Origin of the sequence: Amycolatopsis sp. NPDC021455 (genome assembly GCF_040640995.1) — a bacterium.
In the GTDB taxonomy this organism is placed as follows: Bacteria; Actinomycetota; Actinomycetes; order Mycobacteriales; family Pseudonocardiaceae; genus Amycolatopsis.
In genome coordinates, this window is sequence record NZ_JBFACT010000017.1 from 115,654 (window position 1) to 140,641 (window position 24,988).

The 24,988-nt window shown below is 72.4% G+C and carries 23 protein-coding genes; 11 read left to right on the forward strand and 12 right to left on the reverse strand.

Annotated features, from left to right (window positions below):
* Window positions 1-141: 141 nt before the first annotated feature.
* Entirely contained in the window at window positions 142-468 is a 327-nt protein-coding gene (locus tag AB0G28_RS21560) for a hypothetical protein (RefSeq protein WP_361091438.1), read from the forward strand.
* Window positions 469-505: 37 nt separating this feature from the next.
* Here the strand turns inward: AB0G28_RS21560 and AB0G28_RS21565 are convergent, their stop codons facing one another.
* Genes AB0G28_RS21565 through AB0G28_RS21575 form a run of 3 tightly spaced genes read right to left on the reverse strand, consistent with a single transcriptional unit; the run spans window position 506 to window position 2,571 of the window.
* The gene (locus AB0G28_RS21565) at window positions 506-853 is read right to left on the reverse strand and encodes a ClpX C4-type zinc finger protein (RefSeq protein ID WP_361091441.1); all 348 of its coding nucleotides are present in this window, start codon (window positions 851-853) and stop codon (window positions 506-508) included.
* A gap of 27 nt (window positions 854-880) precedes the next feature.
* Window positions 881-1,267, reverse strand: coding sequence for a hypothetical protein (locus tag AB0G28_RS21570; protein WP_361091510.1), 387 nt, complete (start codon window positions 1,265-1,267; stop codon window positions 881-883).
* Between the two features lie 56 nt (window positions 1,268-1,323).
* Window positions 1,324-2,571 (reverse strand): GDSL-type esterase/lipase family protein, encoded by a 1,248-nt coding sequence (locus AB0G28_RS21575; protein ID WP_361091444.1) that lies wholly within the window; start codon window positions 2,569-2,571, stop codon window positions 1,324-1,326.
* 128 nt (window positions 2,572-2,699) lie between these two features.
* On the opposite strand from AB0G28_RS21575, the gene AB0G28_RS21580 reads away from it, so the two are divergent.
* Complete coding sequence (locus AB0G28_RS21580; RefSeq protein ID WP_361091447.1) at window positions 2,700-2,939, forward strand: hypothetical protein; 240 nt, start codon at window positions 2,700-2,702, stop codon at window positions 2,937-2,939.
* Here AB0G28_RS21580 and AB0G28_RS21585 read toward each other — a convergent pair.
* From AB0G28_RS21585 to AB0G28_RS21595, 3 genes are all read right to left on the reverse strand, one after another.
* Window positions 2,936-3,736, reverse strand: coding sequence for a GH25 family lysozyme (locus AB0G28_RS21585; protein WP_361091450.1), 801 nt, complete (start codon window positions 3,734-3,736; stop codon window positions 2,936-2,938). The two genes, AB0G28_RS21580 and AB0G28_RS21585, sit on opposite strands and share 4 nt — an antisense overlap.
* A gap of 92 nt (window positions 3,737-3,828) precedes the next feature.
* Complete coding sequence (locus AB0G28_RS21590; RefSeq protein ID WP_361091453.1) at window positions 3,829-5,265, reverse strand: radical SAM protein; 1,437 nt, start codon at window positions 5,263-5,265, stop codon at window positions 3,829-3,831.
* The gene (locus AB0G28_RS21595; protein WP_361091456.1) at window positions 5,265-7,832 is read right to left on the reverse strand and encodes a glycosyltransferase; all 2,568 of its coding nucleotides are present in this window, start codon (window positions 7,830-7,832) and stop codon (window positions 5,265-5,267) included. Before AB0G28_RS21595 ends, AB0G28_RS21590 begins: the two co-directional genes overlap by 1 nt.
* 120 nt (window positions 7,833-7,952) lie before the next feature.
* Between AB0G28_RS21595 and AB0G28_RS21600 the strand changes: the two genes are divergently transcribed.
* The 5 genes from AB0G28_RS21600 to AB0G28_RS21620 all read left to right on the forward strand — a co-directional run bounded on the left by AB0G28_RS21600 (window position 7,953) and on the right by AB0G28_RS21620 (window position 15,373).
* Window positions 7,953-9,032, forward strand: a complete 1,080-nt coding sequence (locus AB0G28_RS21600; RefSeq protein ID WP_361091458.1) for a sensor histidine kinase — start codon at window positions 7,953-7,955, stop codon at window positions 9,030-9,032.
* Window positions 9,029-9,688 (forward strand): response regulator transcription factor, encoded by a 660-nt coding sequence (locus tag AB0G28_RS21605; protein WP_361091461.1) that lies wholly within the window; start codon window positions 9,029-9,031, stop codon window positions 9,686-9,688. Before AB0G28_RS21600 ends, AB0G28_RS21605 begins: the two co-directional genes overlap by 4 nt.
* Window positions 9,689-9,767: 79 nt before the next feature.
* Window positions 9,768-10,157, forward strand: a complete 390-nt coding sequence (locus AB0G28_RS21610) for a hypothetical protein (RefSeq protein WP_361091464.1) — start codon at window positions 9,768-9,770, stop codon at window positions 10,155-10,157.
* A gap of 2 nt (window positions 10,158-10,159) precedes the next feature.
* Complete coding sequence (locus AB0G28_RS21615; protein ID WP_361091467.1) at window positions 10,160-11,467, forward strand: DJ-1/PfpI family protein; 1,308 nt, start codon at window positions 10,160-10,162, stop codon at window positions 11,465-11,467.
* A gap of 351 nt (window positions 11,468-11,818) precedes the next feature.
* Window positions 11,819-15,373, forward strand: a complete 3,555-nt coding sequence (locus tag AB0G28_RS21620; protein WP_361091470.1) for a family 78 glycoside hydrolase catalytic domain — start codon at window positions 11,819-11,821, stop codon at window positions 15,371-15,373.
* 97 nt (window positions 15,374-15,470) lie between these two features.
* Here AB0G28_RS21620 and AB0G28_RS21625 read toward each other — a convergent pair whose 3' ends face one another.
* Window positions 15,471-16,787 carry a cytochrome P450 gene (locus tag AB0G28_RS21625; RefSeq protein WP_361091473.1) on the reverse strand — a complete coding sequence of 439 codons (1,317 nt, stop codon included), beginning with the start codon at window positions 16,785-16,787 and terminating at the stop codon, window positions 15,471-15,473.
* Window positions 16,788-16,826: 39 nt separating this feature from the next.
* Window positions 16,827-17,171 (reverse strand): hypothetical protein, encoded by a 345-nt coding sequence (locus AB0G28_RS21630; protein WP_093946619.1) that lies wholly within the window; start codon window positions 17,169-17,171, stop codon window positions 16,827-16,829.
* Window positions 17,172-17,345: 174 nt separating this feature from the next.
* Between AB0G28_RS21630 and AB0G28_RS21635 the strand changes: the two genes are divergently transcribed.
* From AB0G28_RS21635 to AB0G28_RS21645, 3 genes are all read left to right on the forward strand, one after another.
* Window positions 17,346-18,611, forward strand: coding sequence for a cation:proton antiporter (locus AB0G28_RS21635; RefSeq protein WP_361091477.1), 1,266 nt, complete (start codon window positions 17,346-17,348; stop codon window positions 18,609-18,611).
* An 86-nt stretch (window positions 18,612-18,697) separates the two neighbouring features.
* The gene (locus AB0G28_RS21640) at window positions 18,698-18,880 is read left to right on the forward strand and encodes a CsbD family protein (RefSeq protein ID WP_348955084.1); all 183 of its coding nucleotides are present in this window, start codon (window positions 18,698-18,700) and stop codon (window positions 18,878-18,880) included.
* 60 nt (window positions 18,881-18,940) lie between these two features.
* A complete protein-coding gene (locus AB0G28_RS21645; protein ID WP_361091481.1) occupies window positions 18,941-19,819 on the forward strand; it encodes an alpha/beta hydrolase in 879 nt (292 codons plus the stop codon).
* On the opposite strand, the gene AB0G28_RS21650 is transcribed toward AB0G28_RS21645, so the two are convergent.
* Complete coding sequence (locus AB0G28_RS21650) at window positions 19,810-20,583, reverse strand: SDR family NAD(P)-dependent oxidoreductase (RefSeq protein WP_361091484.1); 774 nt, start codon at window positions 20,581-20,583, stop codon at window positions 19,810-19,812. The two genes, AB0G28_RS21645 and AB0G28_RS21650, sit on opposite strands and share 10 nt — an antisense overlap.
* Before the next feature lie 125 nt (window positions 20,584-20,708).
* Here AB0G28_RS21650 and AB0G28_RS21655 point away from each other — a divergent pair, with 125 nt between their 5' ends.
* Window positions 20,709-21,560: a helix-turn-helix transcriptional regulator gene (locus tag AB0G28_RS21655; RefSeq protein ID WP_361091487.1), complete on the forward strand. Its 852-nt coding sequence runs from the start codon at window positions 20,709-20,711 to the stop codon at window positions 21,558-21,560.
* Here AB0G28_RS21655 and AB0G28_RS21660 read toward each other — a convergent pair.
* Genes AB0G28_RS21660 through AB0G28_RS21670 form a run of 3 tightly spaced genes read right to left on the reverse strand, consistent with a single transcriptional unit; the run spans window position 21,548 to window position 24,758 of the window.
* Window positions 21,548-22,897: a dipeptidase gene (locus AB0G28_RS21660; RefSeq protein WP_361091489.1), complete on the reverse strand. Its 1,350-nt coding sequence runs from the start codon at window positions 22,895-22,897 to the stop codon at window positions 21,548-21,550. The genes AB0G28_RS21655 and AB0G28_RS21660 overlap by 13 nt on opposite strands.
* Entirely contained in the window at window positions 22,894-23,283 is a 390-nt protein-coding gene (locus AB0G28_RS21665; protein ID WP_361091492.1) for a hypothetical protein, read from the reverse strand. Before AB0G28_RS21665 ends, AB0G28_RS21660 begins: the two co-directional genes overlap by 4 nt.
* Window positions 23,280-24,758 (reverse strand): APC family permease, encoded by a 1,479-nt coding sequence (locus AB0G28_RS21670; protein WP_361091495.1) that lies wholly within the window; start codon window positions 24,756-24,758, stop codon window positions 23,280-23,282. Before AB0G28_RS21670 ends, AB0G28_RS21665 begins: the two co-directional genes overlap by 4 nt.
* Window positions 24,759-24,988: the final 230 nt, after the last annotated feature.

The window sequence follows — 24,988 nt, forward strand, 5'->3', positions numbered from 1 at the left end:
ACACGCGGCGAACAACGGCGATCGAGAACCTTGCCGATGATCTTCTGATTGACGCCGTCGCGGGATCTCCACCAAGATCGGCCACGGGACGTCCGATGTCCCGCAGACCGAATTCCCTTGGGGGTCACCATGTTCACGTCCATGCTCAAGAAAGCCGGCATCATCACCCTCGCCGTGGCGGGGGCCGGGATCGTCGCCGCCTCTCCCGCTTCCGCCGCTCAGCAGTGCGGGGATCTCGGGTCCGGGGGCGAAATCACCTTCTGCAAGTCCTGGACCTGGGACGGCAACGACTACGACGGCAAGTGGTGGACCAGCGGCCCCTCGTCGCTGCCGTCCTACACCTACCTGCAGCGGTCCGAAGACGGGCACGTCACCAACTCCGCCTTCTCCGGCAGCTACCACGATGTCAAGAAGATCGCCTTCCGCCTCTGCGACAGCCTGAGCGGGCACTGCAACGGCTGGTGGTGACCCGACGCCTGGCTCGGCCCGCCGAAAGCGGGCCGAGCTAGGCGAAGCGCTCCCAAGCGGACTGGCGTGTCATTCCCAGGGCTTCCCCGATCTGGGACCACGTTCCGCCCAGCGCGCGGGCTTTGGCCACCCAGGCCGCCAGGTTCTGCTGGACCTGGGCGCTCGCCGCCGACACCGGCCCCAGGTTCCGCAGCACCTGCTCGAGCGGCAGGTCGTGTTCCCACGGCGCGATCAGGGGTGCGTCGGCGGGTTTTCCCTCGATCGCCGTCACGCACAGCTGTACGCAGCCGTCGCAGATGAAGACCCCCGGGCCGCCGATCAGGGTCTCCACTTCCGTGTTCGGCTTCGCGCAGAACGAACAACGGGCGATCACCGCGGTACTCATGGCCGACCTCCTTTGTCAGGGGCGACCTTACAGACGTAAGGGTGCTCCTGACAAGAGGAACGCCGACGTCCACTCGGCGAGCTCGGTCAGCCGGGTCGTCAGCTCCTCGATCTCCGCCCAGCGGCGGTGCTCGCGCTCCAGGTCCGGCACCAGGAAGTCCTCCACCAGCAACAAGAGCGTCGCGATCTCGTAGGCGACGTCGGCGAGCTGCAGGAACGGCCGGTACTCCGCCGCCGAACCCGCCCCGTGCCGCGCGGCCCAGTCGCGGGCGCCGTGGCCCGCCGTCCGGCACACCGCCACGACCGTGCGCCGCAGGTCGCCGCGGCGGGAGCCGGGGTTTCCTTCCGCCAGCGGGGCGACGTTCCAGGCCACCGACAGCAGGCAGCACCCGGCGTCGTCCATCGACTCGTTCATCACCGGACGTACTCTGCTGACCGGCACGCACAGCCCCGCCGCTCCGACTCGCCCGGTCACCCCATCGTGTGGAGAACCGGCCCGGGACGGGTGAGCATCGGCAGCGAAACGAAGTCCGCGAGGGCCTGCTGGCCCGCGGCGTTCGCGTGGATGCCGTCGCCGTTGTCGTACGCCGGCAGGATGCTGTTCGGCCTCAGCGGATCCGCCAGCACCGTGTCGAAATCGACCACACCCGAACACGTGCCGCCGCAGGTGTTCCAGCGCTCGACGAACAGCGCGATCTCGTGCCGGGCCAGGTTGGCCTGGTCGCCGTACCCCGGCCGCGGCGTGCTCGGCGTGACGTACACCGGGATCCCGGCCGCCCGCAGCCGCGCGAACACCGAACGGTAGCTGTCGAGGATCGTCGCCGCGTCGCAGCCGTACGCCAGGTCGTTCGTTCCGTAGTAGTAGATGACGGCCGTGACGCCGTGCAGCGCCAGGACGTCCCGGTCCAGCCGGCTCGAAGCGTCCAGGCCCGCGACCGACGGCGGCATCCCCGGACACGACCGGGCGCTCGTCGTGCCCGAGACGCCGGCGTTGGCGACGGCGAGCCGTGCGGACGAGGCGACGAGCCGCCGCGCCAGGTCGTCGGTCCACCGCCGGTTCGTCCCGAGCCCGGTGCAGCCCGGGCCGCAGTTGGTGCTGCCGATGCCGTCGACGACCGAGCTGCCGAACGGGACGACGACGCCCTTCAAGGCCGCGTTGTGCACGTCGACAGCGCTGACGACGTACGTGGAGCCCACTGTGGCCGTGAAAGCGTCACCCGAGGCGTCGCCGGCGTGGTCGCCCGAACCCGGCGGGGTGAGGTAATTGTCGCGCAGCGCCGCGCCGTGACGACCGGGCACGGCGGTGCCCTCGACCGACATGCTCACCGCGAGGTCGGAATCCGGGCGTGTCACGAGCCGCGTCTCGTCGCTCCAGATCTCGCCGCCGGCGGGGATCGTGACGGCGGGCCGGCCGAAGAAGGTCAGGTCGCGCAAGCCGGCGGCATCGGCGCCGCCCGCGCTCGGCCCGGCGGTCGCGTGCCCGATGGTCAGCGGCCCGGTGCCGAAGGTGTTCTGGAACCGGACGCGCACGGCGTCGCCGCCCTGGCTGAGGTGGGTGATCATCCGCAGCGACCGACCGGTGACCACGGCGTCGGCACGGCCGTCCTGCGACTGCGCCCAGGAGGTGAACCACGCTCGCCCGGCTCCGGCGGCCCCCGGAGCGGAGACGACGGCGGCCGCGGCCACGGAAACCACGGCGAGAACGGCGATCCTGCGCACGGCGCCTCCTATGTCCACAAAGGACGAACGAGCCGGGAGCTGCCAGCCGATCGTAAGCAGGCCGTCACGGAAGCGACAGGGTTCTGTCCGTTCTTGTCAGCGGTGGCGGTTTTCGGTTCGATGGCGGTATGACCCAACCCCGTATCTTCGGCGATCCCTACGAGACCCCGGACGGGACGACGGTGATCCCAGTGCACCGGCCGGTCGGGGTGTTCGCGGTCCGCGAAGGCCAGGTCAAGTGGGAACCCGCGGTGGACGCGACCCGCGTCGCCCTGCTGGGGCTGGGCATCGGGCTGGCCGCCGCGGTGCTGACCGGCCTCGCCATGGTGCACCGCCCGCCGTGGCCCGACGTGCGGCTGCGGTACTAGCTCGGCCCCTTCGCCAGGGCCTGGACGCGGGTGAGCGGGCCGTTGTAGTAGTTCTGGTCCCCCGGCAGCCCGCCGCCGCGGGCGAACTGCCAGATCGCCTGCTTGGCCCAGCCCGCCGGCAGCTCGCCGACCGCCGGGGCGTACCGCGCCAGCCACAGCGGGTTCGTGGTCCCGAACCGGCCGGTGTTGCCCGTGCAGCGCTTCCACCACGCCGTGCTCGTGTAGATCAGCGCGCTGCGCTTGACCTTCGCCAGGTACGTGCGCGTGAAATCGGTGATCCAGGCGGTCAGGTCGGCCGGGCTCTTGCCGTAACAGACGTCGCCGTACGGGTTGTACTCGATGTCCAGCGCGCCCGGGAGCGTCGACCCGTCCGGGCGCCAGCCACCGCCGTGGGCGATGAAGTACTCCGCCTGCTGCGCGCCGCCCGAGACGTCGGGGCGGGCGAAGTGGTAGGCGCCGCGGATGATGCCCGCCGCGTGCGCACCGTCGTACTGCGCACCGAACCGCGGGTTGACGAACCCGGTGCCTTCGGTCGCCTTGACGTAGGTGAACTTCGCGCCGGCGCCGGCCGCGGCGGGCCAGTCGACGACGCCCTGGTGGCCGCTGACGTCGTGCCCGAGCGTCTGCCCCGCCGGGTCGGCACGGACACTTCCCTGCACGCCTTCGTGCGCCGCGATCTGCGTGCCCGCGTAGGTCGCGGCCGCCAGCGAGTAGTCGGCGGGCGCCGCTTCGGCCGGGGTGGCGACGACGACCGCGGCCACCGCACCCGCGAGCAGCACGGCGACGGTTCGGCTCATCCGGGCTCCGATCTCGGTACGGGCACGTCCGGGCCCATGCTGCCCGCCCCGGTCGCTCCCCGCGAGACATCTGTCACCCGATGTGGTGATCTTCAGAGCTCCGTGGTGATGATCGCCTCCACCAGCGTCTCCCCCGGCGGCGTCAGCTCGATCACGCCGTCGTCCGGCCGCAGCCGGACGAGGCCACGCGAAGCCAGCGAGCGGAACTTGCCGAGCCACGGTTCCGCGAAGAGCGAACGCCCGGGGAACCGGGCGGCGTGCAGGGAATCCCGCAACGGCCGCAACGTGGTCAGCGCCATCTTGACGGCCCGGGCCTCCTGCGCCTCGGGCGTGAACCGCGTCGCCGAGCCCAGCGGGATCCGGCCGGAGGTCACGGTTTCGGTGTAGCGGCGGGAGTTCACGTCGGTGATCGCCTCGGACGCGCGGCAGCTCGAGCTGCCGCCCAGCCCGATCGCCACCTCGGGTTCCTGCTTGTCCTGGTCGACCATGATGGACTTCCACTTCTCGGGCCCGAGGCCGTCGCGCGCGAAGTACATCGTCGGGTGCTCGGTGTAGCCCGCCGCGCGCAGGCCTTCGGTGAGCAGCTCCCGCATCTGGTACTGCTCGCCGAGGGTGGGCCAGCGGTGGCCGTCGCGCACCAGCTTGTCCCGGTACGCGGGCAGCTGCCACGCCGCGGGCTTCTCGCCGGTCACGCCGGTGCGCGTATCGCTGTAGGAGGCCAGGTGCAGCTTCGTGCACACCACCGCGGTCACCTCGTTTTCCAGCACGACGTCGAGGTCGCGCCGGACGCTGTCGAGGGTCTGGTCGAGCAGGCCGTACATCAGGTCGATGCTGACCCACTCGAACCCGGCACGCCGCGCGTTGCGGACGAAGTCGACGCACATCGCCGCCGTGTGCTCGCGGCCGCACAGCTGGAGCACGTGGTCGTCGAACGACTGGACGCCGCTGGACAGCTTGGTGCAGCCCAGTTCCCGCAGCAGCTCGAGCTTCGCCGGCGTGAACGTGCTCGGGTCGCCCTCGAAGCGGATCGTGGTGTCCGCGGTGAACCCGAAGTGGGACCGGTAGAACTCCAGCAGGCGGCGGATCTCGGGCTCCGGCAGCAGCGACGGCGTGCCGCCGAAGACGTTGAACTCCCCCACCTCGGCGCCACGCAGGTGGGGCACGGCCTCGAGCCACAGCCGCGCCTCGGCGATGTTGAGGTCGACCCAGTCCGCCGCCTTCTCGATCTTCCCCTTGACCAGCACCACCGGGTACTGGCAGAACCGGCAGCGGTAGGCGCACGTGGGGATGTAGGACCACAGGTGGATCGGCCCGCACGAAGCGAGCTGCGCGTCCAGGTCGCGCAGGAACTCCGACGGCGAGCCGGGGACGTTGCCCGGGAACACGTGCGCCCCGAACGGATCCTCCTGCACGAAGTCGAGGAGGTGCCGGTTCTCGGGTGCCTCGAGGACGTCGAGCACCGCGGGCCGCGGCCACGCGGGGTCGATCGCGTGCAGCGAGCCGACCGCCTCTTCATAGCCCAGGGTCATCAGAACACCCCTCCGTTGCCGAAGTAGTTGTGGGCCTCCCCCGACTCGCGGTCCTCGCAGTAGTAGCGGACGAACTCCGCGAACCGCTCGGCCGGGACCTCCGCCAGGCACGGCGGCAGCGGCGGCGGGTGGCCGATGTCCTCGCCGACGTGCCGCCGCAGGCAGGCGAACAGCTCGTCGGCGAACTCGAAGTACAGCCGGTACGACGGTGTCTTGTAACTGTGGATCGGCGTGAAGTCGGCGACGCGCATCTCGTGCCGGATCTCGGCGATCCGCCGGGCGAGCCGTGCGGCGAGATCCGCGCCGAAGAACGCGATGACGGCGTCGTCCTCCAGCAGCGCCGGGGTCAGCAGCACCGGCAGGATGGTGTTCTTCGGCGTGAAGTCCTTGATCGAGAACTCCCACGCCTGCCGGGCCTCGGCTTCGGAGAGGTCGGTGGGCGCGGAAGGCGCCGACGGCCGGATGTCGCGCATGACGATGATGCCGTCCGAGCCGTAGGCCCGGCCGGCGATGACCTCGTCGATGGCGTGGTCGACCCGACGCGGGTTGATCTCGACGCGCGAGCGCGGCGCGTACGTGATCGCGTCCCCGCCACTGGCGACCTTGATCCCGAAGTCCCAGTCGTCGGAGAGGTGGTTGACGAACTTGCCGTCCTGCAGCTGGTAGAAGATCTCGATGCCGCCGGCGCGCTCGTAGGCGTCCCGCTCGACGGCGAAGCCCTTGCCGTCCGGGAAGCCGCCGAAGAGCGCGAAGGTGACAGCGCGGCAGCGCAGCGTCCGCTGGATCGCGCCCCACAGGCGCGGCCGCCCGGTGAAGTGCTCGGCGTTGTAGTAGTAGTCGCAGACGCCGATGGCGGCCTTGGACGTCTCCATCGCGTCGAGGAGCTCGCTCAGCCAGTGCGGGTCGACGCGGCAGTCCGCGTCGGCCGACACGAGGTAGAACCGCTCGCCCGGGTCGCTGTCGGGCCGGTTCCGGCTGCGCGCCGCGGCGAAGTCCATCCCGGCCCGCCGGGCGCACGAAACGCCCTGTTCCGGCTCGTGGATGACGTGCAGGGCCAAGTCCGGGTGCGCGGCCGCGAAGGCGTGCGCGATGGCCACGGTGTCGTCGGTCGAGTTGTTGTCGACGAGCACGACCTCGTACCGGTTCTTGGCCAACCCGCGCTGGTCGTGCAGGGTCCGCAGGACCTCCGGGAGGTTCGCGGCCTCGTTGTACACCGGCAGCACGACGCTCAGCCGGGTGCCCGCCCCCATCGGCGGCGGGTACAGCCGGTCGACCAGGTCATCGACGACCCGGGTGCCGAACCGCGCCTGCCCGAGTTCCGAGTTCGCCCGCACCACTTCGGCCCGTTTCCCTTCGTCGGTGATCAGCTCGGCGACTTCGCGGGCGAACGCCGCGTCCGGCAGGTCGCGGGTCCGGATGTCCAGCACCGGAGCCCGGAAGCTGCCGTAGACGACGTCGTACAGCTCGTACCCGCTGGTGATGTACGGCGTCCCGGACGCGATGGCCTCGCTGACCGGGTTGCCGTAGCTCTCGTAGTCGTAGGAAGTCAGGAACGACACGACATCGGCGTGCGCCAGGAGGTCGCGCACGGAATACCGGCCGGGCACAGCGGTGTCGTACGGCGTCAGCCAGCCGCCGAACACGACCCGGTCGTCCACGCCCAGCCGCGTCGCCAGGTCGACGAGCCGGGCGTGCTCGGCGGGCGCTTCGCCGACGTCGCCGGCGACGAACAGCCACGCGTCCGGCAGGAGGGCCAGGAGGTGGAGGTCCCGGTCGAGCCGCTTCTGCGGGATGATCCGCGTGATCCGGGCCAGCAGCGGGACGTCCCCGGGAATGCCGTGGTCACGCCGGAAACCCGCGTTCCGCTCGTCGATCCGCGCCGGGGCGATGGCGAAGCTGTTGGGCAGGACGTCGATGTTGGCCAGGCCCGGCACCCATTCCAGCGTGCGTGCCAGCGCCTGTTCGTGCAGCGCGAAGTAGTGGATGTGCGGGGAGTTCCGCGGCGCCGGGACGCCCGCGTACGGGAACCGGCCGTACTTGGCGATCCCGGGTTCGCTCTGCCACATGAGGTCGTGGTCGCGCCAGAACACGAACCGGCCCAGCCGGTGCCGGGTGCCGTAGCGATCGATCGCCCGGTACAGCGCCTCGGTGTAGGCCACGTTTTCCGGCAGGGTCCCGTTTTCCACCATCACCATGGTCACGCCGAGGCGTTCCCAGGTGGCCACGATCCGCGTCGCCAGCTCACCGGCGACGCGGTCGATCTCCGGGCGCAGGGTGCCGTCCCCGGCCTGGACCACCCGGGTGAGCACCCGGTCGACGAACTCGCGGTCGTAACCCCGGATCTCCTCGACGCCCTCGACGCGGTCGAGGGTGACCCACCCCGGCAGCAACTGCGCCTCGTCGCGGTAGGGCCGGAAGAAGGCGCCCTTGTCGGCCTTGATGTCGTAGCCGAGATCGAGGTGGACGCGGTGCCCGCGAGCGGCGAAGCGCCGCGCCGTCTTGAGGAACTCCACCACGACCCCGGACAGCGGGGTGGCGTCGAAGGACACGCCCCAGAGCACTGACATCGATGTCAAACCCCCGTATCGGCTTCGCCGTCCTTTCCAATGTAAGCGCGGGAGCGTCGAACGGCCGTGTGAACGCTTTCGTGGTTGACCGCGGACGGCCGGACACCCCACAGTGGCCGCATGAACCGGGCGCTCGGGGTGCTGACCTGCGGCGCCTTCCTGTCGATCGTCTTCGGGGTCCTCGGCTCCGGGAAACCCGTGCCCGGCCTCGTGCTCGGCGCGGTGTTCACCGCGCTCGGCACCCTCGGCTTCGGCTGGGTGCGCGGCCGCCGCGGTCCGTGGTGGGCCGCCGGCTACGCCGTGGTCCAGCTGCCGCTGGCGTTCGTGATCTTCACGCTCGACGCCGGTGTCGGGCCGACGCTGTTCTTCGTCGTCCTGGTCAGTCAATGCGTGCTGCTGCGGCTGCCCCGGCCGGTGATCGCGCTGGTCATCGCGATCCTGCCGCTGGTGCACCTCGGGATGTCGCTCGGCGACGGGCTGCGGGAAGGCATCGGCACGCTCATGTCGGTGCTGTTCGCGGCCATCATCACCGAGCTGCTGCTGCGGGAACAACGCTCGCGCCGCGAACTCGCCGAAGCGCACGAGAAGCTGCGGGACTACGCGGCGCAGGCGGAACGCCTGGCGACGGCGCAGGAACGCAACCGCGTCGCCCGGGACATCCACGACGGGCTCGGGCATTCGCTCACCGTCGTCCAGATGCAGGTGAAAGCCGCGCGGGCGGTCCTGCCGACCGATCCCGCCAAGGCCGACGAAGTCCTGGCCAAGGCGCAAGACCAGGCCGAGAACGCGCTGGCCGAGGTCCGCCGCTCGGTGCGGGCGCTGCGCGAACCGCGGCCGGCGCCGTTGCCCGACGCGCTGCGGACGCTGGCCTCGGAGGCCGGGATCCCGGCCCGGCTCACGGTGTCCGGCACCGAACGCCCCCTCGCCGACGAACAGCGCGAGGCGCTCTACCGGGCGGCACAGGAAGGCCTGACGAACGTCCGCAAGCACGCCGCCGCCGGGCGCGCGGACGTCGAACTGGAGTACGCCGAGTCGAGCGTCCGGGTCTCGGTCCGCGACGACGGCGTGGGCGCCGACGGCACCGCCACCGGCTACGGCCTGGTCGGACTGCGCGAACGCGCCGAGCACCTCGGCGGCGAAGTCGCCTTCACCTCCACCCCCGGCCACGGCAGCGCCCTGAGCATGGAGATCCCCGGATGACCGCGGTCCGCGTCCTGCTGGTCGACGACCAGGCCCTCTTCCGCGAAGCCCTGGCCACGCTGCTCGCCACCCACGACGACATCGACGTCGTCGGCGAAGCGGGCAACGGCGACGAAGCCCTCAGCCGGACGGGTGAGCTGGCCCCCGACGTCGTCCTGATGGACCTGCGCATGCCCGTCCTCGACGGCGTCGCCGCGACGCGGCGGCTGCGCGCCGAACACCCGGAGACGCGGGTGATCGCGCTGACCACCTTCGACGACGACGAGGACGTCTTCTCCGCCCTGCGCGCGGGCGCGGTCGGGTACCTGCTCAAGGACGTCTCGTCCGCACGACTGGTCGAGGCGGTGCTGGCCGCCGCGCGCGGGGAGTCCGTGCTGCAGCCGTCGGTCGCCGCGAAGGTCGTCGCGCGGTTCGCCCAGCTGCCCGACACGCCGGCGCCCCGGCCGCAGCCGCTGGTGGTGCCGTTGTCCGAGCGCGAACTGGAGGTTCTGCGCCTGCTCGCCGGCGGGCGCAGCAACCGCGAAATCGCCGCGGCGCTGTTCCTCGCCGAGGGCACGGTCAAGAACCACGTGACGAACGTGCTGGGCAAGCTCGGCGCCCGCGACCGCACCCAGGCCGCCCTGCGGGCCCGGGATCTCGGCCTGCTCCGGCCATGACCCCGGTCGTGACTTCCGGCACCTGGCAGCACGGCCCGAAACGGTGATTCTCGTCCAGGACAGCTCCTGGAGGGAAGCCATGACCACCACCGCAACCACCCGGACCACCGCCCGCAAGCTCGCCCGGTTCACCGGCCACTACGCCGAGATGGTCGCCGCCATGATCATCGGCATGGTGGCGCTCGGCCCGCTGTGGCCGTCCGCGTGGCTGGAACGAGCCGACATCGGCGCGCTCGTGATGGCCACCGACATGACCGTCGCGATGGTGCTCGCCATGGTGGTCCGCCGCCACGCGTGGGCGCGGATCGCCGAGATGGCCGCGGTGATGTACCTGCCGTTCGTGGCGCTGCTCGTGCCGTACTGGCTCGGCGCGCTGACCGGCACCGCCCTGATGGTCGCCGGGCACGTGATCATGTTCCCGCTCATGCTCGCCGCCATGGTGTGGCGCCGCGCCGAGTACTGGCACTGATCATGCGGACCGTCCTGAAGTGGTTCGCGCTGGTCCTCGCCGTGCTCGCGGTTCCCGCCGTGGGCGCCACCATCTCCGCGTTCGCGACGATCGGCGCCCTCAACTCCCCCGGCCCGCAGCGGCCGGTCCCCGCGGCCGCGAAGGCTCCCCACGACCCGGCCAAGCCGACCGCGGTGGTCGTCGTGGGCGACCGGGGTGCCGTCGTCTCGGACGTCCTCGCGCCGTACGAGGTCCTCGCCGCGAGTGGCCGGTTCAACGTCTACACGGCCGCACCCCGTCGCGAGCCCAAGCCGTTGACCGGCGGCCTCGACCTGGTGCCGGACTTCAGCTTCGACGATCTCGCCGCCCGCCTCGGCGCGGAACCGCCGGACCTCGTCGTCGTCCCGGCACTCCCGGACGTGGGCGAGCCGAGCACCGAGCCGGTCAAGGCGTGGTTGCGCACGCAGGCCGCCCGCGGCGCGAAGCTGCTGGGCGTCTGCAACGGCGGCGGTGTGCTCGCCTCCGCCGGCCTGCTCGACGGACGCCCCGCCACGGCGCACTGGCTCAAGCTGGAGGCGTTCGCCGGCGACTACCCGGCCGTGCACTGGGTGCGGGGGCAGCGGTTCGTCGACGACGGCGACGTCGTCACCACCGGCGGGATCCTCTCCAGCATCGACGGCACATTGCACTGGGTCGAGCGGCTGGCCGGCCGGGGCGTGGCGACCGGCGTCGCGCAGGCGATCGGCTGGCGGCGTTACGGCACCGCGGTGCCGGTGCACCCGCCCGCCTCCCTGCCGGACGCGGCCGCGATCGTCAACGCCGGCTTCCGCTGGAACCCGGACGAGATCGGCGTGCTGCTCACGAACGGCGTCGGCGAGATCGAGCTCGGGTCGGTCTTCGACACCCAGGGGCAGTCTCTGTCCTCGCGCACGCTCGCCGTGAGCGCCGACGGCGGCCCGGTAGTGTCCCGGCACGGGCTGACCTTCCTGCCCCGCGCGAGCCTGGCCGCCGCACCGGGCCTCGACCGGCTGCTCGTGCCCGGCGCGACGCGCGGAGTCGCGCCGCAGCCCGGCAGCCCCGTCCCGGAGTACGTCCACGACCGGCCGGGCTTCGCCTACGACGTCGCGGTGAGCGGGCTCGCGCGCAGCACCGACGTCGCCACCGCCCGGTGGACGGCGAAGGTGCTGGAACTGCCCGACGACGGCATCGCGTTCGAAGGCCCGGCCTGGCCGTGGCTGCCCACGGCGCTGCCGGTCGCCCTGGTGCTGCTCGGGGCGGCGGCGGTCGCCGTGGGCATCCGGATCAGGAAGCGGCACGGCGCCCAGGGCTGACCGGCGACCCCGGCCGGTGTCGTCGTTCTTGTCCAAAGTGGAGCTTCCGGCGGAGCCGGGCGAGATCACCGCGCTGTCGTTCCGGTGCCCCTAAAACGATTCATGGCCGTCGGGCTCCGTCAGCGCGACCCACCCCGCCATGCGTCCTGGTGGAGTATTGCTAACCGCGGAATTCGTGACTACAGTCACTCGGCAGGTTGGTTGAAACGTTTAAATCCCCGTCTCCCCCACACCGCCGTTAGGGAGCCCGCATGCCCCCGTCGAAGCTCTGGCGCGCGATCACCACCACGCTCGCCGCGACGCTCGTCCTGTCCGCCGGCGCCGTCCCCCCCGGCCGGTGCCGCTCCCCCGATGAGCCTCGCCGGCGCGCACTGGATCTGGTTCCCGGAGGGCAACCCCCGCGTCGCCGCGCCGGCCGGGACCCGGTACTTCCGCACGACGTTCACCGTCCCCGCCGGCGCCGTCTCCGACGCCCGGTTCGTCGTGACCGGCGACGACACCGCCGACGTCTGGCTCAACGGCACGCCGCTCGCCTCCTCCGCCCGCACCGCGCAGGCGTGGCGGACGGCGCTGCCGGTGGACCTGCGGCCCACGCTCACCGCCGGCGTCAATACCCTCGCCGTCGCCGCGCGCAACGCCGGCGGCCCGGCCGGCCTGCTCGGCCGCCTGCGGGTCACCACCGCGGCGGGCACCACCGACCTGACCACCGGAACCGCCTGGAAGGCCTCGGCGACCGCGCCCGAGGGCTGGGAGCAGCCGGGCTTCGCCGACGGGACGTGGGCCGCGGCCACGGACCTCGGCGGCTACGGCACCGCACCCTGGGGCGCCGGCGTCACCACGCCGAACGCCGCCGCGCCGTCTCCCCTTTCGGTCGTGAGCGCCACCGTCGGGAACCGGGCGAACCCGCTCGGCGTCGACCCCGCGCAGCCGCGCTTCGGCTGGAAACTCGCGTCCGCGGCCGCCGGTCAACGCCAGTCGGCGTACCAGATCGTGGTGTCCGCCGGCGGGAGCACCGTCTGGGACAGCGGCCGGGTCGCCTCCGCCCAGCAGGCCGACGTCGCCTACGGCGGTCCCGCGCTCGCCTCGCTGACCGCCTACACCTGGCGCGTCCGGGTGTGGGACGGCCAGGGCGCGACGAGCGGCTGGAGCCCGGTCCAACGCTTCGAAACCGCATTGCGCACGCCGGCGACCGAGTGGACGGGCGCCTTCGTCGGGCGCGCCACGGCGGGCCCGGACCTCGCCGGGGCGAGCTGGATCTGGTACCCGGAGGGCGATCCCGTCGCGGGCGTGCCGCCGTCGACCCGCTTCTTCCGCAAGAGCCTGGACCTGGCCGCGGCTCCCGCTAAGGCCACCCTGGTCGTCACCGGCGACGACACGGCCACGGTGTGGGTCAACGGCACCCGCGTCAGCGACTCGCCGCGGGTCGCCGACTCGTGGAAGACCGCCGCCGTCGCCGAGGTCGGCGGGCTCCTGACCGCCGGGACGAACACCATCGCGGTCACCACGGAGAACACCTCGCAGAGCCCGGCCGGGACGATCGCGAAGCTGACCGTCCAAGGGGGACCGGCCCTGGTCACCGACGGGAGCTGGAAGGCGAGCCAGAGCGGTCCGGACGGCTGGCAGCAACGCGGCTTCGACGACAGCGCCTGGCCCGCGGCACGCGCCCTGACCACGTACGGCACCGGGCCGTGGGGCGCGAACGTCTCCGTCAGCGCGCCCGCTCCCCTGCTGCGCAAGAGCTTCACCGTCGCGAAGCCGGTGGCGAGCGCGCGGCTGCTGACCACCGCGCTCGGGCTGCAGGAAACCCACCTCAACGGCGCCAAGGTGGGCTCGGAAGTCCTCGCTCCCGGGTGGACCGACTACACGAAACGCCTGCAGTACCGCGTTTCCGACGTCACCGGGCAGATCCGCCCCGGGGAGAACGTGCTCGGCGCGATGCTCGGCAACGGCTGGTACTCCGGGAGCATCGGCATTTCCGGCAGCCAGAAGTACGGCACCGAACCGTGGTACTCCGCGCAGCTGCGGCTGACGTTCACCGACGGCACGAGTTCCACGATCGCGACCGACGGCACCTGGAAGGCCGGTGACGGCCCGATCCGCGCCGACGACCTCTACCAGGGCGAAACCTACGACGCGCGGCTGGCGGCGGGCTGGGACCGCCCCGGGTTCGACGACCGCGGCTGGGCGGCCGCGCGCGTGCGCACCGGCGACCGGCCGAACTTGGTGTCCCAAGTGGACAACGGTGTCACGGTCCAGCAGGAGTTCCACCCGGTCTCGTGGACGCAGCCGAAACCCGGTGTCTGGGTGGCCGACCTCGGCCAGAACTTCACCGGCCGGAACCGGCTTTCGGTGACCGGGCCGGCCGGCACCACCGTGACCATGCGACACGCCGAAGTGCTCAACCCGGACGGCACGATCTACACCACGAACCTCCGCGCGGCCCAGGCCACCGACCGGTTCACCCTGGCAGGCACCGGCCGCGCCGAGACGTACGAACCGCGGTTCACCGTGCACGGCTACCGGTACGTCGAGCTGACCGGCCTGCCGTCGGCGCCGAGCGCGGCCACCCTCACCGGGCGGGCGATGTGGACGTCGGGGGCCCAGCCCGGGACGTTCACGACGTCGAACGCGCTGGTGAACCAGCTGCAGCACAACATCCTCTGGGGTGAGCGCTCGAACATGCTGTCGGTGCCGAGCGACTGCCCGCAGCGCGACGAGCGGCTGGGCTGGACCGGCGACATCGCCATCTTCGCCGGGACGTCGACGTTCAACCTGGATGTCGCGAACTTCCTCGGCAAGTTCAGCGACGACCTGGCCGACGCGCAGCACGACGACGGGTCGTTCACCGACGTCGCGCCGGGCGTGCTGGGCGGCTCGGGCACGGCGGGCTGGGGCGACGCGGGCGTCATCGTGCCTTACACGCTGTGGCAGCGCTACGGCGACACGGGCGTCATCCAAGAGCACTTCGCCGCGATGGTCCGGTGGGTCGAGTACCTGCGCTCGACGTCGGGCGCGGACCTGATCCGCGACCACCAGACGTACGGGGACTGGCTCAACGTCAACGACAACACGGCACAGGACCTGATCTCCACGGCGTTCTTCGCCTGGTCGGCACGGCTGGTGTCCCGGATGGCGGCGGCCACCGGCCACGGTGCCGAAGCGGCGAAGTACGGGACGCTCGCCGACCAGGTCGCGGCGGCGTTCACCGGGCGGTTCGTGGCGGCCGGCGGCACGATCGGGTCGGGTTCGCAGACCGGGTACGTCCTGGCGCTGGCGTTCGGGCTGCTGCCGGCTTCCCTGGTCCAGCCGGCGGCCGACAAGCTCGCCGCCCGCGTGGCCGCCGCCGGCGGGCACCTGAGCGTCGGCTTCCTCGGCGTGGAGAACCTGCTGCCGGTGCTGGCCGCGCACGGCCACGCCGACGTCGCCTACCAGGTGCTGCTGCAGCCGGACTTCCCCGGCTGGGGCTACATGATCGGCCACGGCGCGACGACGGTCTGGGAGCGCTGGGACGGCATCAAGCCGGACGGCTCGTTCAACGATCCCGCGATGAACTCGTTCAACCACTACGGCCTCGGCTCGGTGGGCGACTTCCTGTACCGGTCGGTCGGCGGGCTGGCACCGGCGTCCCCGGGCTACGCGTCGCTGCGGATCGCGCCCGTGCCGGGCGGCGGCCTGACTTCCGCGAAGTCGGCACAGGAAACACCGTACGGCGGCGCGGTCAGCGACTGGTCGATCGCGAACGGGCGGCTGACGCTGAGGGTGACGGTCCCGGTGGGCACGTCGGCGACGGTCGTGGTGCCCACGTCCCGGCCGGCGGCGGTCACCGCGCCGCCCGAAGCGGTGCCGTCCACCCCGGGGACGTACTTCCTGCCCGCGGGTTCGTACGTCTTCACGGCTCCGGCCTGACCGGCTGACAAGCGCCCCAATGTGGCGTTGGTTGCGTCCAACGCACCCAATGTGGCGTTCGGTGCGTCCAACGCACCCAATGCCACATTGGGGCGCTTTAGCCCGGCAGCAGAGTGAGCTTCAGGTGGAAGTTGTCGAGCGTGGCGGGCAGCGGGCGGTCCGGCGACAGCACCGGTCCCGACGCCTGCTCGTAACGGTGGCCGCGCAGCAGGTTCGCCAGCATCGTGCTCGCGCAGAACTGGACGAGGTCGCGTCCCGGGCAGACGGCCGGGCCCGCGCTGAACGGGACCAGCGCCGGGTTCCGCTCCGCCCGGCCGTCGAGCCAGATGTCCGGCTCGAAGCGGTCGGCGTAGGGCAGGTCCGGGTCGCGGTGGAAGAACGGCGCGAAGATCAGCACCGTCGTGCCCGCCGGGCCCCAGGACGTCTGCTCGGTGGTCTCCCGCAGGATCATCGGCGTGGTCGGCCACAGCCGCACCGCCTCCAGCACGCAGGCGCGCAGGTAGCTCAGCCGGTCCGGGGACGCCGGGTCGAAGCCGGCGAGCTCGGCGCGGGCGCGTTCCAGTGCCGCCGGGTGGGCCGCCAGGAGGGCCAGCGTCCGGTAGGTCACCATGCCCGCCGCGTCGAACGCGAACAGCCAGTGCGCCACCTGGTCGGGTGCCGTGTCCGCACCGAACTCGGCGATCACGGCGGCGAGGCTGCCGGGCTCGGCGCGGCCGAGGTGCGTGGTGAGCCGCTGCCGGAACTGCTCGTGCAGCCGCTTGCGCCGCGGGTGCAGGTAGGCCCAGTTCGCGTCGAGCCGCAGGCGCTCGAGCAGGTCGGTGAGCGTCGCGTCGTCGCGGGCGCCCGAGCCCAGCACGACGCGCCGGACCAGCCGCCACCAGGCGACGTTGAAGGCGTCCCAGGTCAGTTCGCCGTCGTGCGTGGCTTCGCTGAGCAGGACGGCGGCTTCCTCGGCGGTCGCCCGCGCGAAGGGTGCCGCCAGCTCGTGCAGCGGGCGGCCGGGTTCGAGCACGGCCTCGGTGAACCGGCGGCGGGCCGGCCGGTCGGCCGGGGCCGAGATCAGCACGCCGTGCGGCTGGAAGTGCGCCAGTGCCGCCCGTTTCTCCACTGTGGACGGACTGAACGGCGTCGGTGCGCCGGCCAGCACCGCCGCGGCGTCCTCGCCGGACAGGACCAGCTCCACCGACCGGCCCGGCACCCGCAGCTTCAGCGGCTGCCCGCCGTGGCGGTCGCGCAGCCGGCGCAGCAGCCGGACGGCCGGGCGGTCGGCCTGCACCTTCCCGGCCAGCGCCAGCGCCGCCGGACGCCGCTTGATCACCCCGCCGGCCAGCGTGGGGAGCGCCACTTCGAGGGCCACCCGCAGGGTCTCGGCGACCGAGGCGGTCCGCGGTCGGGTCACGTGAGTGGACGTCATACCGCGCGGCTACCCGCGCCGGCCGGGCGGGAAACGCCGTCAGCGGCGCAGTGCGACGTTCAGCACGTCCCCGGCGTGGTCCAGGCAGTCCACGCAGATCACCGCGTCCCGCGCGGCGCAGTCCACGCGCAGCAGCGGGCGCCGCAGGCCGAGGAACGTCCGGCGCTCGCGGCGGCCGCAGAAGTCGCAGACCGCGGCGAGTGGCGACGTCACCGCCGCCAGCACGTCGCCGGCGCCGCTTTCCCGGTCGGCGCCGTCCCGCACCACGCGCAGGCCGGCGCGGACGCAGTCCAGGCAGATCGGCCCGTTCCGGCCGGGCACCCGGGGATCGCGCCGCCTGCCGCAGAACCGGCACGGCGCGCCGGCCCCGTTCGTCGCCGTCACCGCGGCCTCCTCACGGTTTCGCCGCTCGCGCGCCGGGAATCCGGGTCACGGCGCGCCTCTCCCGGCCACGCTACTCCGGCTCCGGGGAACCGGCGGCGCGCCCGGTGGAACCCGGAGGCGCGCTCGACCGGGTCTCCTGGCCGCGGTATCCGGTACGAGCGGGCAGGAGGACCCTTGTCGTCGTTGACGGTGTTGTTCGGAGTGGCCGGCCTGCTCGCGCTCGCCGCGGGGATCGTGCCGAAGCTGGCCGCCGACCGGCCGTTCTCGGTGCCGCTGGTGATGCTCGTCGCCGGGATCGGACTCGGGCTGCTGCCGCTGCCGGCCCCCTACGGCGGCGGCTGGAGCGACCCGGCCGCCCACCTGCACGGCGTGGAATCCTTCGCCCAGCTGGGCATCCTGGTCGCGCTCGCCGGGGCGGGCCTGTCGGTCGACCGGCCCTTCGGCCTGAAACGCTGGGGCTCGACGTGGCGGCTGCTGGCCCTGACCATGCCGCTGTCGATCCTGGCGATCGCCCTGCTCGGGTACTGGTGGCTGGCGCTCGCGCCCGGTGTGGCGCTGCTGCTGGCCGCGGCGCTGGCCCCGACCGACCCGGTGCTGGCGGGCGACATCGGCGTGCCGCACCCCGACGTCGAGCCGGAACTGGCCAGGGACAACGAGATCCGCTTCACGCTGACCACGGAGGCCGGGCTCAACGACGGCCTCACCATGCCGTTCGTGCTGCTCGGCCTGGCGCTGGCGGGCAGCGAGCCCGAGCTGGACCTGTCCTGGGTGCTGCTGGACCTGCTGCTGCCGCTGGTGATCGGCGTGGTGGTCGGCCTCGGCACCGGGCGGGTGCTCGGCTGGGCGATCTTCCGGACGCCGTCGCAGCGGCTGCGGCTGGCCGAGTACGCCGACGGGCTGGTCCTGCTCGCCCTCGCGTTCGTTCCCTACGCGGTCTCGGAAGTGTGTCACGGCAACGGGTTCGTCGCCGTGTTCGTCGCGGCGGTCGCGGTCCGCACGCAGGAGCGCGAGCACGAGTACCACGGCGTCCTGCACGCGTTCGGCCACCAGCTGGAACGGCTGTTCGTCCCGCTCGCCCTGCTCGGGCTGGGGCTGGCCATCGGCGACGGCCTGCTGCGCGGCCTGCGTCCCCTCGAAGTGGTGATCGCCGTCATCGCCGTGCTGGTGGTGCGGCCGGTGGTGGGCTGGCTGTCGCTGCTCGGCGCGTCGTCGCCGGGGCGGCCCGCGACGGCCGCGATCGCGTTCTTCGGCGTCCGCGGCATCGGCACGCTCTACTACCTGGCCTACGCGCTCAACCGGCTTCCGGTTCCCCAGCAGGACGTGTTGTGGCGGGTCGGCGCGCTCGCCGTCGCCGTGTCGGTGATCGTGCACGGTGTTCTCGCGGAGCCGGCGATCCAGCGGATCGAGCGGACGGGCGGGCATCTGCCGGCCGATGTGTAGCCGCGCGGCGAGTGGGTATCACAGCGTCAAGGCCCTTTTGGCGACTGGCCGATCCGGAAATGTCGCCGCGACGGAAGGTGCACTCGATGAACGACAAACTCGAGAACAAGGGCGAAGAGCTCAAGGGCCGGGCCAAGGAAGCCGTCGGCGACGCCACCGACAACGAGCAGTGGCAGGCCGAGGGCAAGTCCGAGCAGGCCAAGGGCTCGCTCAAGCAGGCCGGCGAGAAGATCAAGGACGCCGTGAAGGGCGTCACGGACAAGAACTGACCCGTTCTCCGCTGCCGCACCCCGGGGTGCGGCAGCGGTCTCTTGTCTGGGGGTGGCACGGTGTTCGAAGGCTTCACGCTGGACCGCGTCGACGTCGGCGAGGTGACCCTGCGGGTGCGCCACGGCGGTTCGGGACCGCCGGTCCTGCTGGTGCACGGGCATCCGCGCACCCACACGACGTGGTACCGCGTCGCCCCGCTGCTCGCGGAGCGCTTCACGGTCGTGTGCGCGGACACCCGCGGCTACGGCGAGTCGAGCAAGCCGCCCACCGACGAAGACCACACGCCCTACAGCAAACGCGTGATGGCGGCCGACTGCGTCGCGCTGATGCGCCGGCTCGGGCACGACCGGTTCTTCGTGGCCGGCCACGATCGCGGCGCCTATGTGGCGACGCGGCTGGCCCTGGATCACCCTTCGGTGGTCCGCGGCGCGGCGATCCTCGACGCCGTCCCGATCGCCGAGGCCCTCGACCGCTGCGACGCGCGGTTCGCGCAGGAGTGGTTCCACTGGTTCTTCTTCGCCCAGCCGGGCAAGCCCGAACGGGCGATCACCGCCGACCCCGACGCCTGGTACAACGTCGGCACGAAGAACACCCCCGAGCGGCTCGGCGAAGAGAACTTCGCCGACTTCCACCGCGCGATCCACGACCCGGCCACGGTCGCCGCGATGCTGGAGGACTACCGCGCGGGCCTGGGTGTCGACCGCGCCCACGACGAGGCGGACCGGGCCGCCGGGCGGCGGATCACCTGCCCCACGATGGTGCTCTGGTCCAGCGACGACGACATGGAGGACCTCTACGGCGACGTCCTGGACGTCTGGCGGCCGTGGACGACCGACCTGCGCGGGCACGCCGTCAAGTCCGGGCACCACGTGGCCGAAGAGAACCCGGAGGACCTGGCCGCGGCGCTGAGCGAATTCTTCGGCGGAATTCAGCGGTAGCGCGAGGCCAGTTCCGGACTCTGCCCGCCGAAGGCGGCGAGGTCGGCCCGGAACACGGCGTCGAGCAAGCCGGTGTCCTCGACCCCCGGGGCCGTGACGACTTCGCCGAGCTCGAGGCCCCGCAGGCCGGCGGTGACGACGTCGTCGGCGGTCATCCGGGGCACCGCGCTCAGGTCGAGGCCCTGGCGCTCGTGGAACTCGGTGGCGACGACGCCGGGACACAGGACCTGGACCCGGACGCCGGTGCCCGCCAGCTCGGCGCTGAGGGTCTGCGACAGCGCGACAAGGAAGGCGAGGGAGCCCGCGTAGACGGCGCGGCGGGGCATGACGGAAGAGTCGGCGGGGCCGCTGAAGGCGATCATCCCGGCGACGTTGACGATCGTTCCCTCGCCGCGTTCCCGCATGCCGGTGACCGCGGCACGGGTCAGCATGGTGGGCGCGGCGACCTTGACGTGGACGAGTTCGCGGGCCTTCGCTGCGGGCAGGTCGGCCAGCGGCACGTAGTGGGCGACACCGGCGTTGTTGACGAGCATGGTCAGGGGCTCGGTGGCACAGATCGCGGCTACCGTGTCGACGCCGTCGTCGGTGGACAGGTCGGCGACGACGGTGCGGACCTCGACGTCCGGGTGGGCGTCGGCGAACTCCTTCAGGCGGTCTTCGCGGCGGCCGGTGAGGATCAGGTCGTAGCCGTCGGCGGCGAGGCGTCCGGCGAAGGCCCGGCCGATGCCGGAGGTCGCGCCGGTGACGAGGGCGAGCTGGTTCATGGGTTGCGTTCCTTTCGGGTCTGCTTCCAGAGTCGGCGCGAACCGCTCGGTCAGGAAGCGGACCGGTTTTCCTGGGAACGGCAGTACCAGGACAACCGGCCGCCGGAGCTTGCACAATCGACGGCATGGCGAACACCGGACTCGGCACGGCCCTGCGCCACTGGCGCGACCGGGTGCCGCCCCAGGCCGTCGGCCTGCCCGCGGGCGGACGCCGGCGCGCCACCGGGCTGCGCCGGGAGGAGCTGGCCCAGCTCGCGGGCATCTCCGCCGACTACGTCATCCGGCTCGAACAGGGCCGCGCCACGACCCCGTCGGCCCAGGTCGTCGAAGCACTGGCCCGGGCCCTGCGGCTCACCCAGGACGAACGGACGCACCTCTTCCGCCTGGCCGGCCTCGCCCCGCCGGGCCCCGGCACGGTCCCGCGGCACATCACGCCCGGCGTCCACCGCATGCTGGACCGGCTGACCGGCACGCCCGTCGCCGTCTTCGACGCGGCCTGGAACCAGCTGCTCGTCAACCCGCTCTACACGGCCCTCATGGGCGAATGGCGCGGCAACGACCTCAACGGGGTCTGGCGCACCTTCCTCAACCCGAACAACCGGGTGCGCGACACCCCCGATTCGCGCAAGGCACTGCGGACGGCACTGGTCGCCGACCTGCGCCGGACCGCGGGTCACTACCCCGGCGACCGGGACCTGCGGTCGCTCATCGCCGACCTTCGCCGGCACAGCAGCGACTTCGCGGCCCTGTGGGAGTCCGGCGGCGTCGGACGGCACGAAGCCGGCCGCAAGACGATCGACCACCCCCAGGCCGGCCCGCTGACCCTGGACTGCGACGTGCTCAGCGTCGCCGGCAGCGACCTGCGCATCATGGTCTACACCGCCGAACCGGGCACCGAAGACGCCGACCGCCTCGCGCTCCTGGGAGTCATCGGGACGCAGTCGCTCGGCGTCGAGGAGGAACGTCAGCGGGGCTGAGCGCCGTAGTCCCGCAGGAACAGCGCTTCGGTCAGCGCCATGGCCTCGATCTCCTGTGGTGCCACGCTTTCGTTGGGTGCGTGGATGAGCGACTGTGGTTCCTCGACGCCGATCAGCAGGATTTCGGCGGCCGGGTACGTCTCGGCCAGGACCGTGCACAGCGGAATCGAACCGCCTTGGCCGAGCAGGCTCATCGGCCGGCCGTACGCGGTCCGCATGGCCTCGGCCATCGCCCGGTGGGCGGGCCCGCCGGTGGCCGCGCGGAACGGGTCGCCGGTCGCCTCGATCTGCACCGACGCATGGACACCCCACGGTGTCGCCGCGATCAGGTGCCGGGTCAGCGCGGCCGCGGCGTCACGCGGTTCGACGCCGGGCGGGATCCGCAGGTTCAGCCGGGCCCGGGCGCGCGGGGTGATGGCCGCGGCGGACCCGATCACCGGCGGGCAGTCGATGCCGAGCACCGTCAGCGCCGGGCGGGCCCACAGCGTGTCCGCGACTTCGCCGCCCAGCAGGGTGGCGCCGGGTGACAGGCCGATGTCCGCCCGGAACCGCTCGGCCGGGTAGGGGGCTCCGGACCAGTGCCCGTCGCCGGGCAGGCCGCGGACGGTGGTGTTGCCTTCGCGGTCGCGGAGGGTGGCGAGCATCCTCACCAGCGCGGCCAGCGCGTCCGGGGCGGGGCCGCCGAACATGCCCGAGTGCAGCTCGGACGGCAGCGCCGCGACGGAGACGACGAGGTCGACCAGCCCGCGCAGGCTGACGGTGACGGCGGGCTGGCCGACCGCGGCGTTCCCGGTGTCGGCCACCAGGATCGCGTCGGACCGCAGCAGGTCGGCGTGCTTCGGGACGAACGCCTCGAGCCCGCCGGTGCCCTGTTCTTCGGAGCCTTCGACGACCAGCTTGAGGTCGACCGGCAGGTCGTCGCCGAGCGCCCGCAGCGCCGTGAGGTGCATGACGATGTTGCCCTTGCAGTCGGCCGCGCCGCGCCCGTACCAGCGTCCGTCCACTTCGGTCAGCCGGAACGGCGGTGTCCGCCACTGCTGCTCCGCCAGGGGCGGCTGGACGTCGTAGTGCGCGTACAGCAGCACGGTCGGCGCGCCCTTCCGCCCGCACGGCCGGAAGCCGATCACGGCCTGGCTGCCGTCCGGGGTGTCGGCGAGGTGGGTCTCGAACCCGGTCGCGGCGAACGCGCCGGCCACCCAGTTCGCGGCACGCCGGCATTCCGCGGCCGGGAACTGCCGCGGGTCGGCGACCGAGCGCATCGCGACGAGGGCGGCGAGGTCGTCGCGGGCCCGCGGCATCAGCTCGGCGACGCGGCTGCGGAGGTCCACCGCCCTCACCCGCCCGTCTCGAGCTTCTCGGGGCAATAGACCTCGATGACCATCCGCTGCACGCGCGCCACGGTTTCGGGCGGCAGCAGCGGGCGCGTCCCGGCCCCGCTCACGCTCTCGCTCGTCGCGCGGGCGAGGGCGGCCGCCGGGTCGGCGCAGACCGGACCACCGGTCGTGCCGAGCAGCCGGACGAGCTGGTTCCGCGACGGAGCCCGCGCGCCCTCCTGGGTCAGCTTCACGATGAGGCGGTCGGCTTTCGCCTCGGCTTCGGCGTTCGCCCGCGCGGCGCGGAAAAGCAGGTACCCGGCCACGAGCAGCCCGCCCAGCATGACGCCCACGACGAGGTAGACGAGCATCCGCTGGGTGCCGGTCGAGCGTTCGTCCACGGTGCTCACGACGCGCTCACCTCCGGCTGCCGCCACGACGGTTTCCGCAGGCGGTAGAACAGGAACGGCACCAGCAGCCCGAGGCCCAGCGCGCCACCCGCGACGATCCCGAGGTACACCCACGGGCTGCCCGAGCCGAACTGCGACGGCGGGACGAACCCCACGAGCAACGCGGCCAGCGACGCGCAGAACCCGACACCGCACAGGCCGAGCAGCATCGGTGCGCGGAAGCCGCGGGGGTGCTCGGGCAGCTTGCGCCGCAGCCGCACCGCCGCGACGAACATCAGCAGGTACATGATCAGGTACACCTGGGTGGTGATCACCGAGAAGATCCAGTACGCGCTCGACACGTCCGGGATGAACGCGTAGAGCAGGGCGATGAGCGTGGTCAGCGCGCCCTGGGTGACGAGGATGTTCTGCTGCACGCCGCGGGCGTTGAGCCGCTGCAGGAACGGGGGCAGGTAGCCCTCTTCCCGGGCGATCAGCAGCAGGCCCTTCGACGGGCCGGCCAGCCAGGTCAGCATTCCGCCCAGCGAGGCCAGGACGAGCAGGACGCCGATCAGCGGGGTCAGCCACTGGATGCCGAAGCCGGCGAAGACGGCGTCGAAGGCCTGCATCACCCCGGCGGTGAGGGACAGCTGGTCGGCCGGGACGACCCAGCTGATCGCCAGCGCGGGCAGGATGAAGATGAGCAGCACGAGCCCCATCGCCAGGAACATCGCGCGCGGGAACTCCCGGCCCGGTTCGCGCAGCGAAGACACGTGCACCGCGTTCATCTCCATGCCCGAGTAGGACAGGAAGTTGTTCACGATCAGCACGAGGCTGGCCAGCCCGGCCCACGCGGGCAGCAGGTGGCCCACCGACATCGGCGCCGCGGACGGGTGGCCCTGCCCGAGGAAGACGATGCCGAGGACCACCAGCAGCGCCCCGGGCAGCAGCGTCCCGAGGACGAGCCCGCCGCCGGCGAGCCCGGCCACGCCCTTGGTGCCGCGGGAGGAGATCCAGACCCCCGCCCAGTAGGCCACGACGATGACCGCGGCCGTCCACCACCCGCTGTTCGCCAGGTCCGGGTCGAACACGTACGCCAGCGTGCTCGCGACGTACCCGAGCAGGCTCGGGTAGTAGAAGATCGTCATCGCGAACTGGCACCAGACCGCCAGGAAGCCCATCGGCTTGGAGATGCCCAGCGCCACCCAGTTGTAGACTCCGCCCGGCCAGCCCGAGGCCAGTTCGGCCGAGACCAGCGACGTCGGCAGCAGGAACACGATCGCGGGGACGACGTAGAGGAAGACGGCCGCGAGGCCGTACACGGCCATCGTCGGCGACGGGCGCAGGCTCGCGACGGAACCGGTCGTCATGAGCGCGAGCGCGATCCAGGAGATCCACGCCGCGGCCGGCGGTCTCGCCCGTCCCGTTCCCCCGGCGGGCGGCGGGGCCGCTCCCGCCTCTTCCGGGGACCGGCGTGGTCGGTTGGTCGTGGTCATGACGGTCGGCCTCCCGGGGTTCGCCTCGACGGGGTGCCTCATCGTGTTCGGCATCCGGCCCGGCCGGGTCACCTGTTGCGGGCGAGACCGGCTCGCCGGCGGCCGGTCGACAAACGCCCCAATGTGGCGTTCGGTGCGTCCAACGCACCCAATGTGGCGTTCGGTGCGTTGGACGCAACCAACGCCACATTGGGGCGCATCGGTGGGGCGGGGTTAGGCCGTCGTGCGGC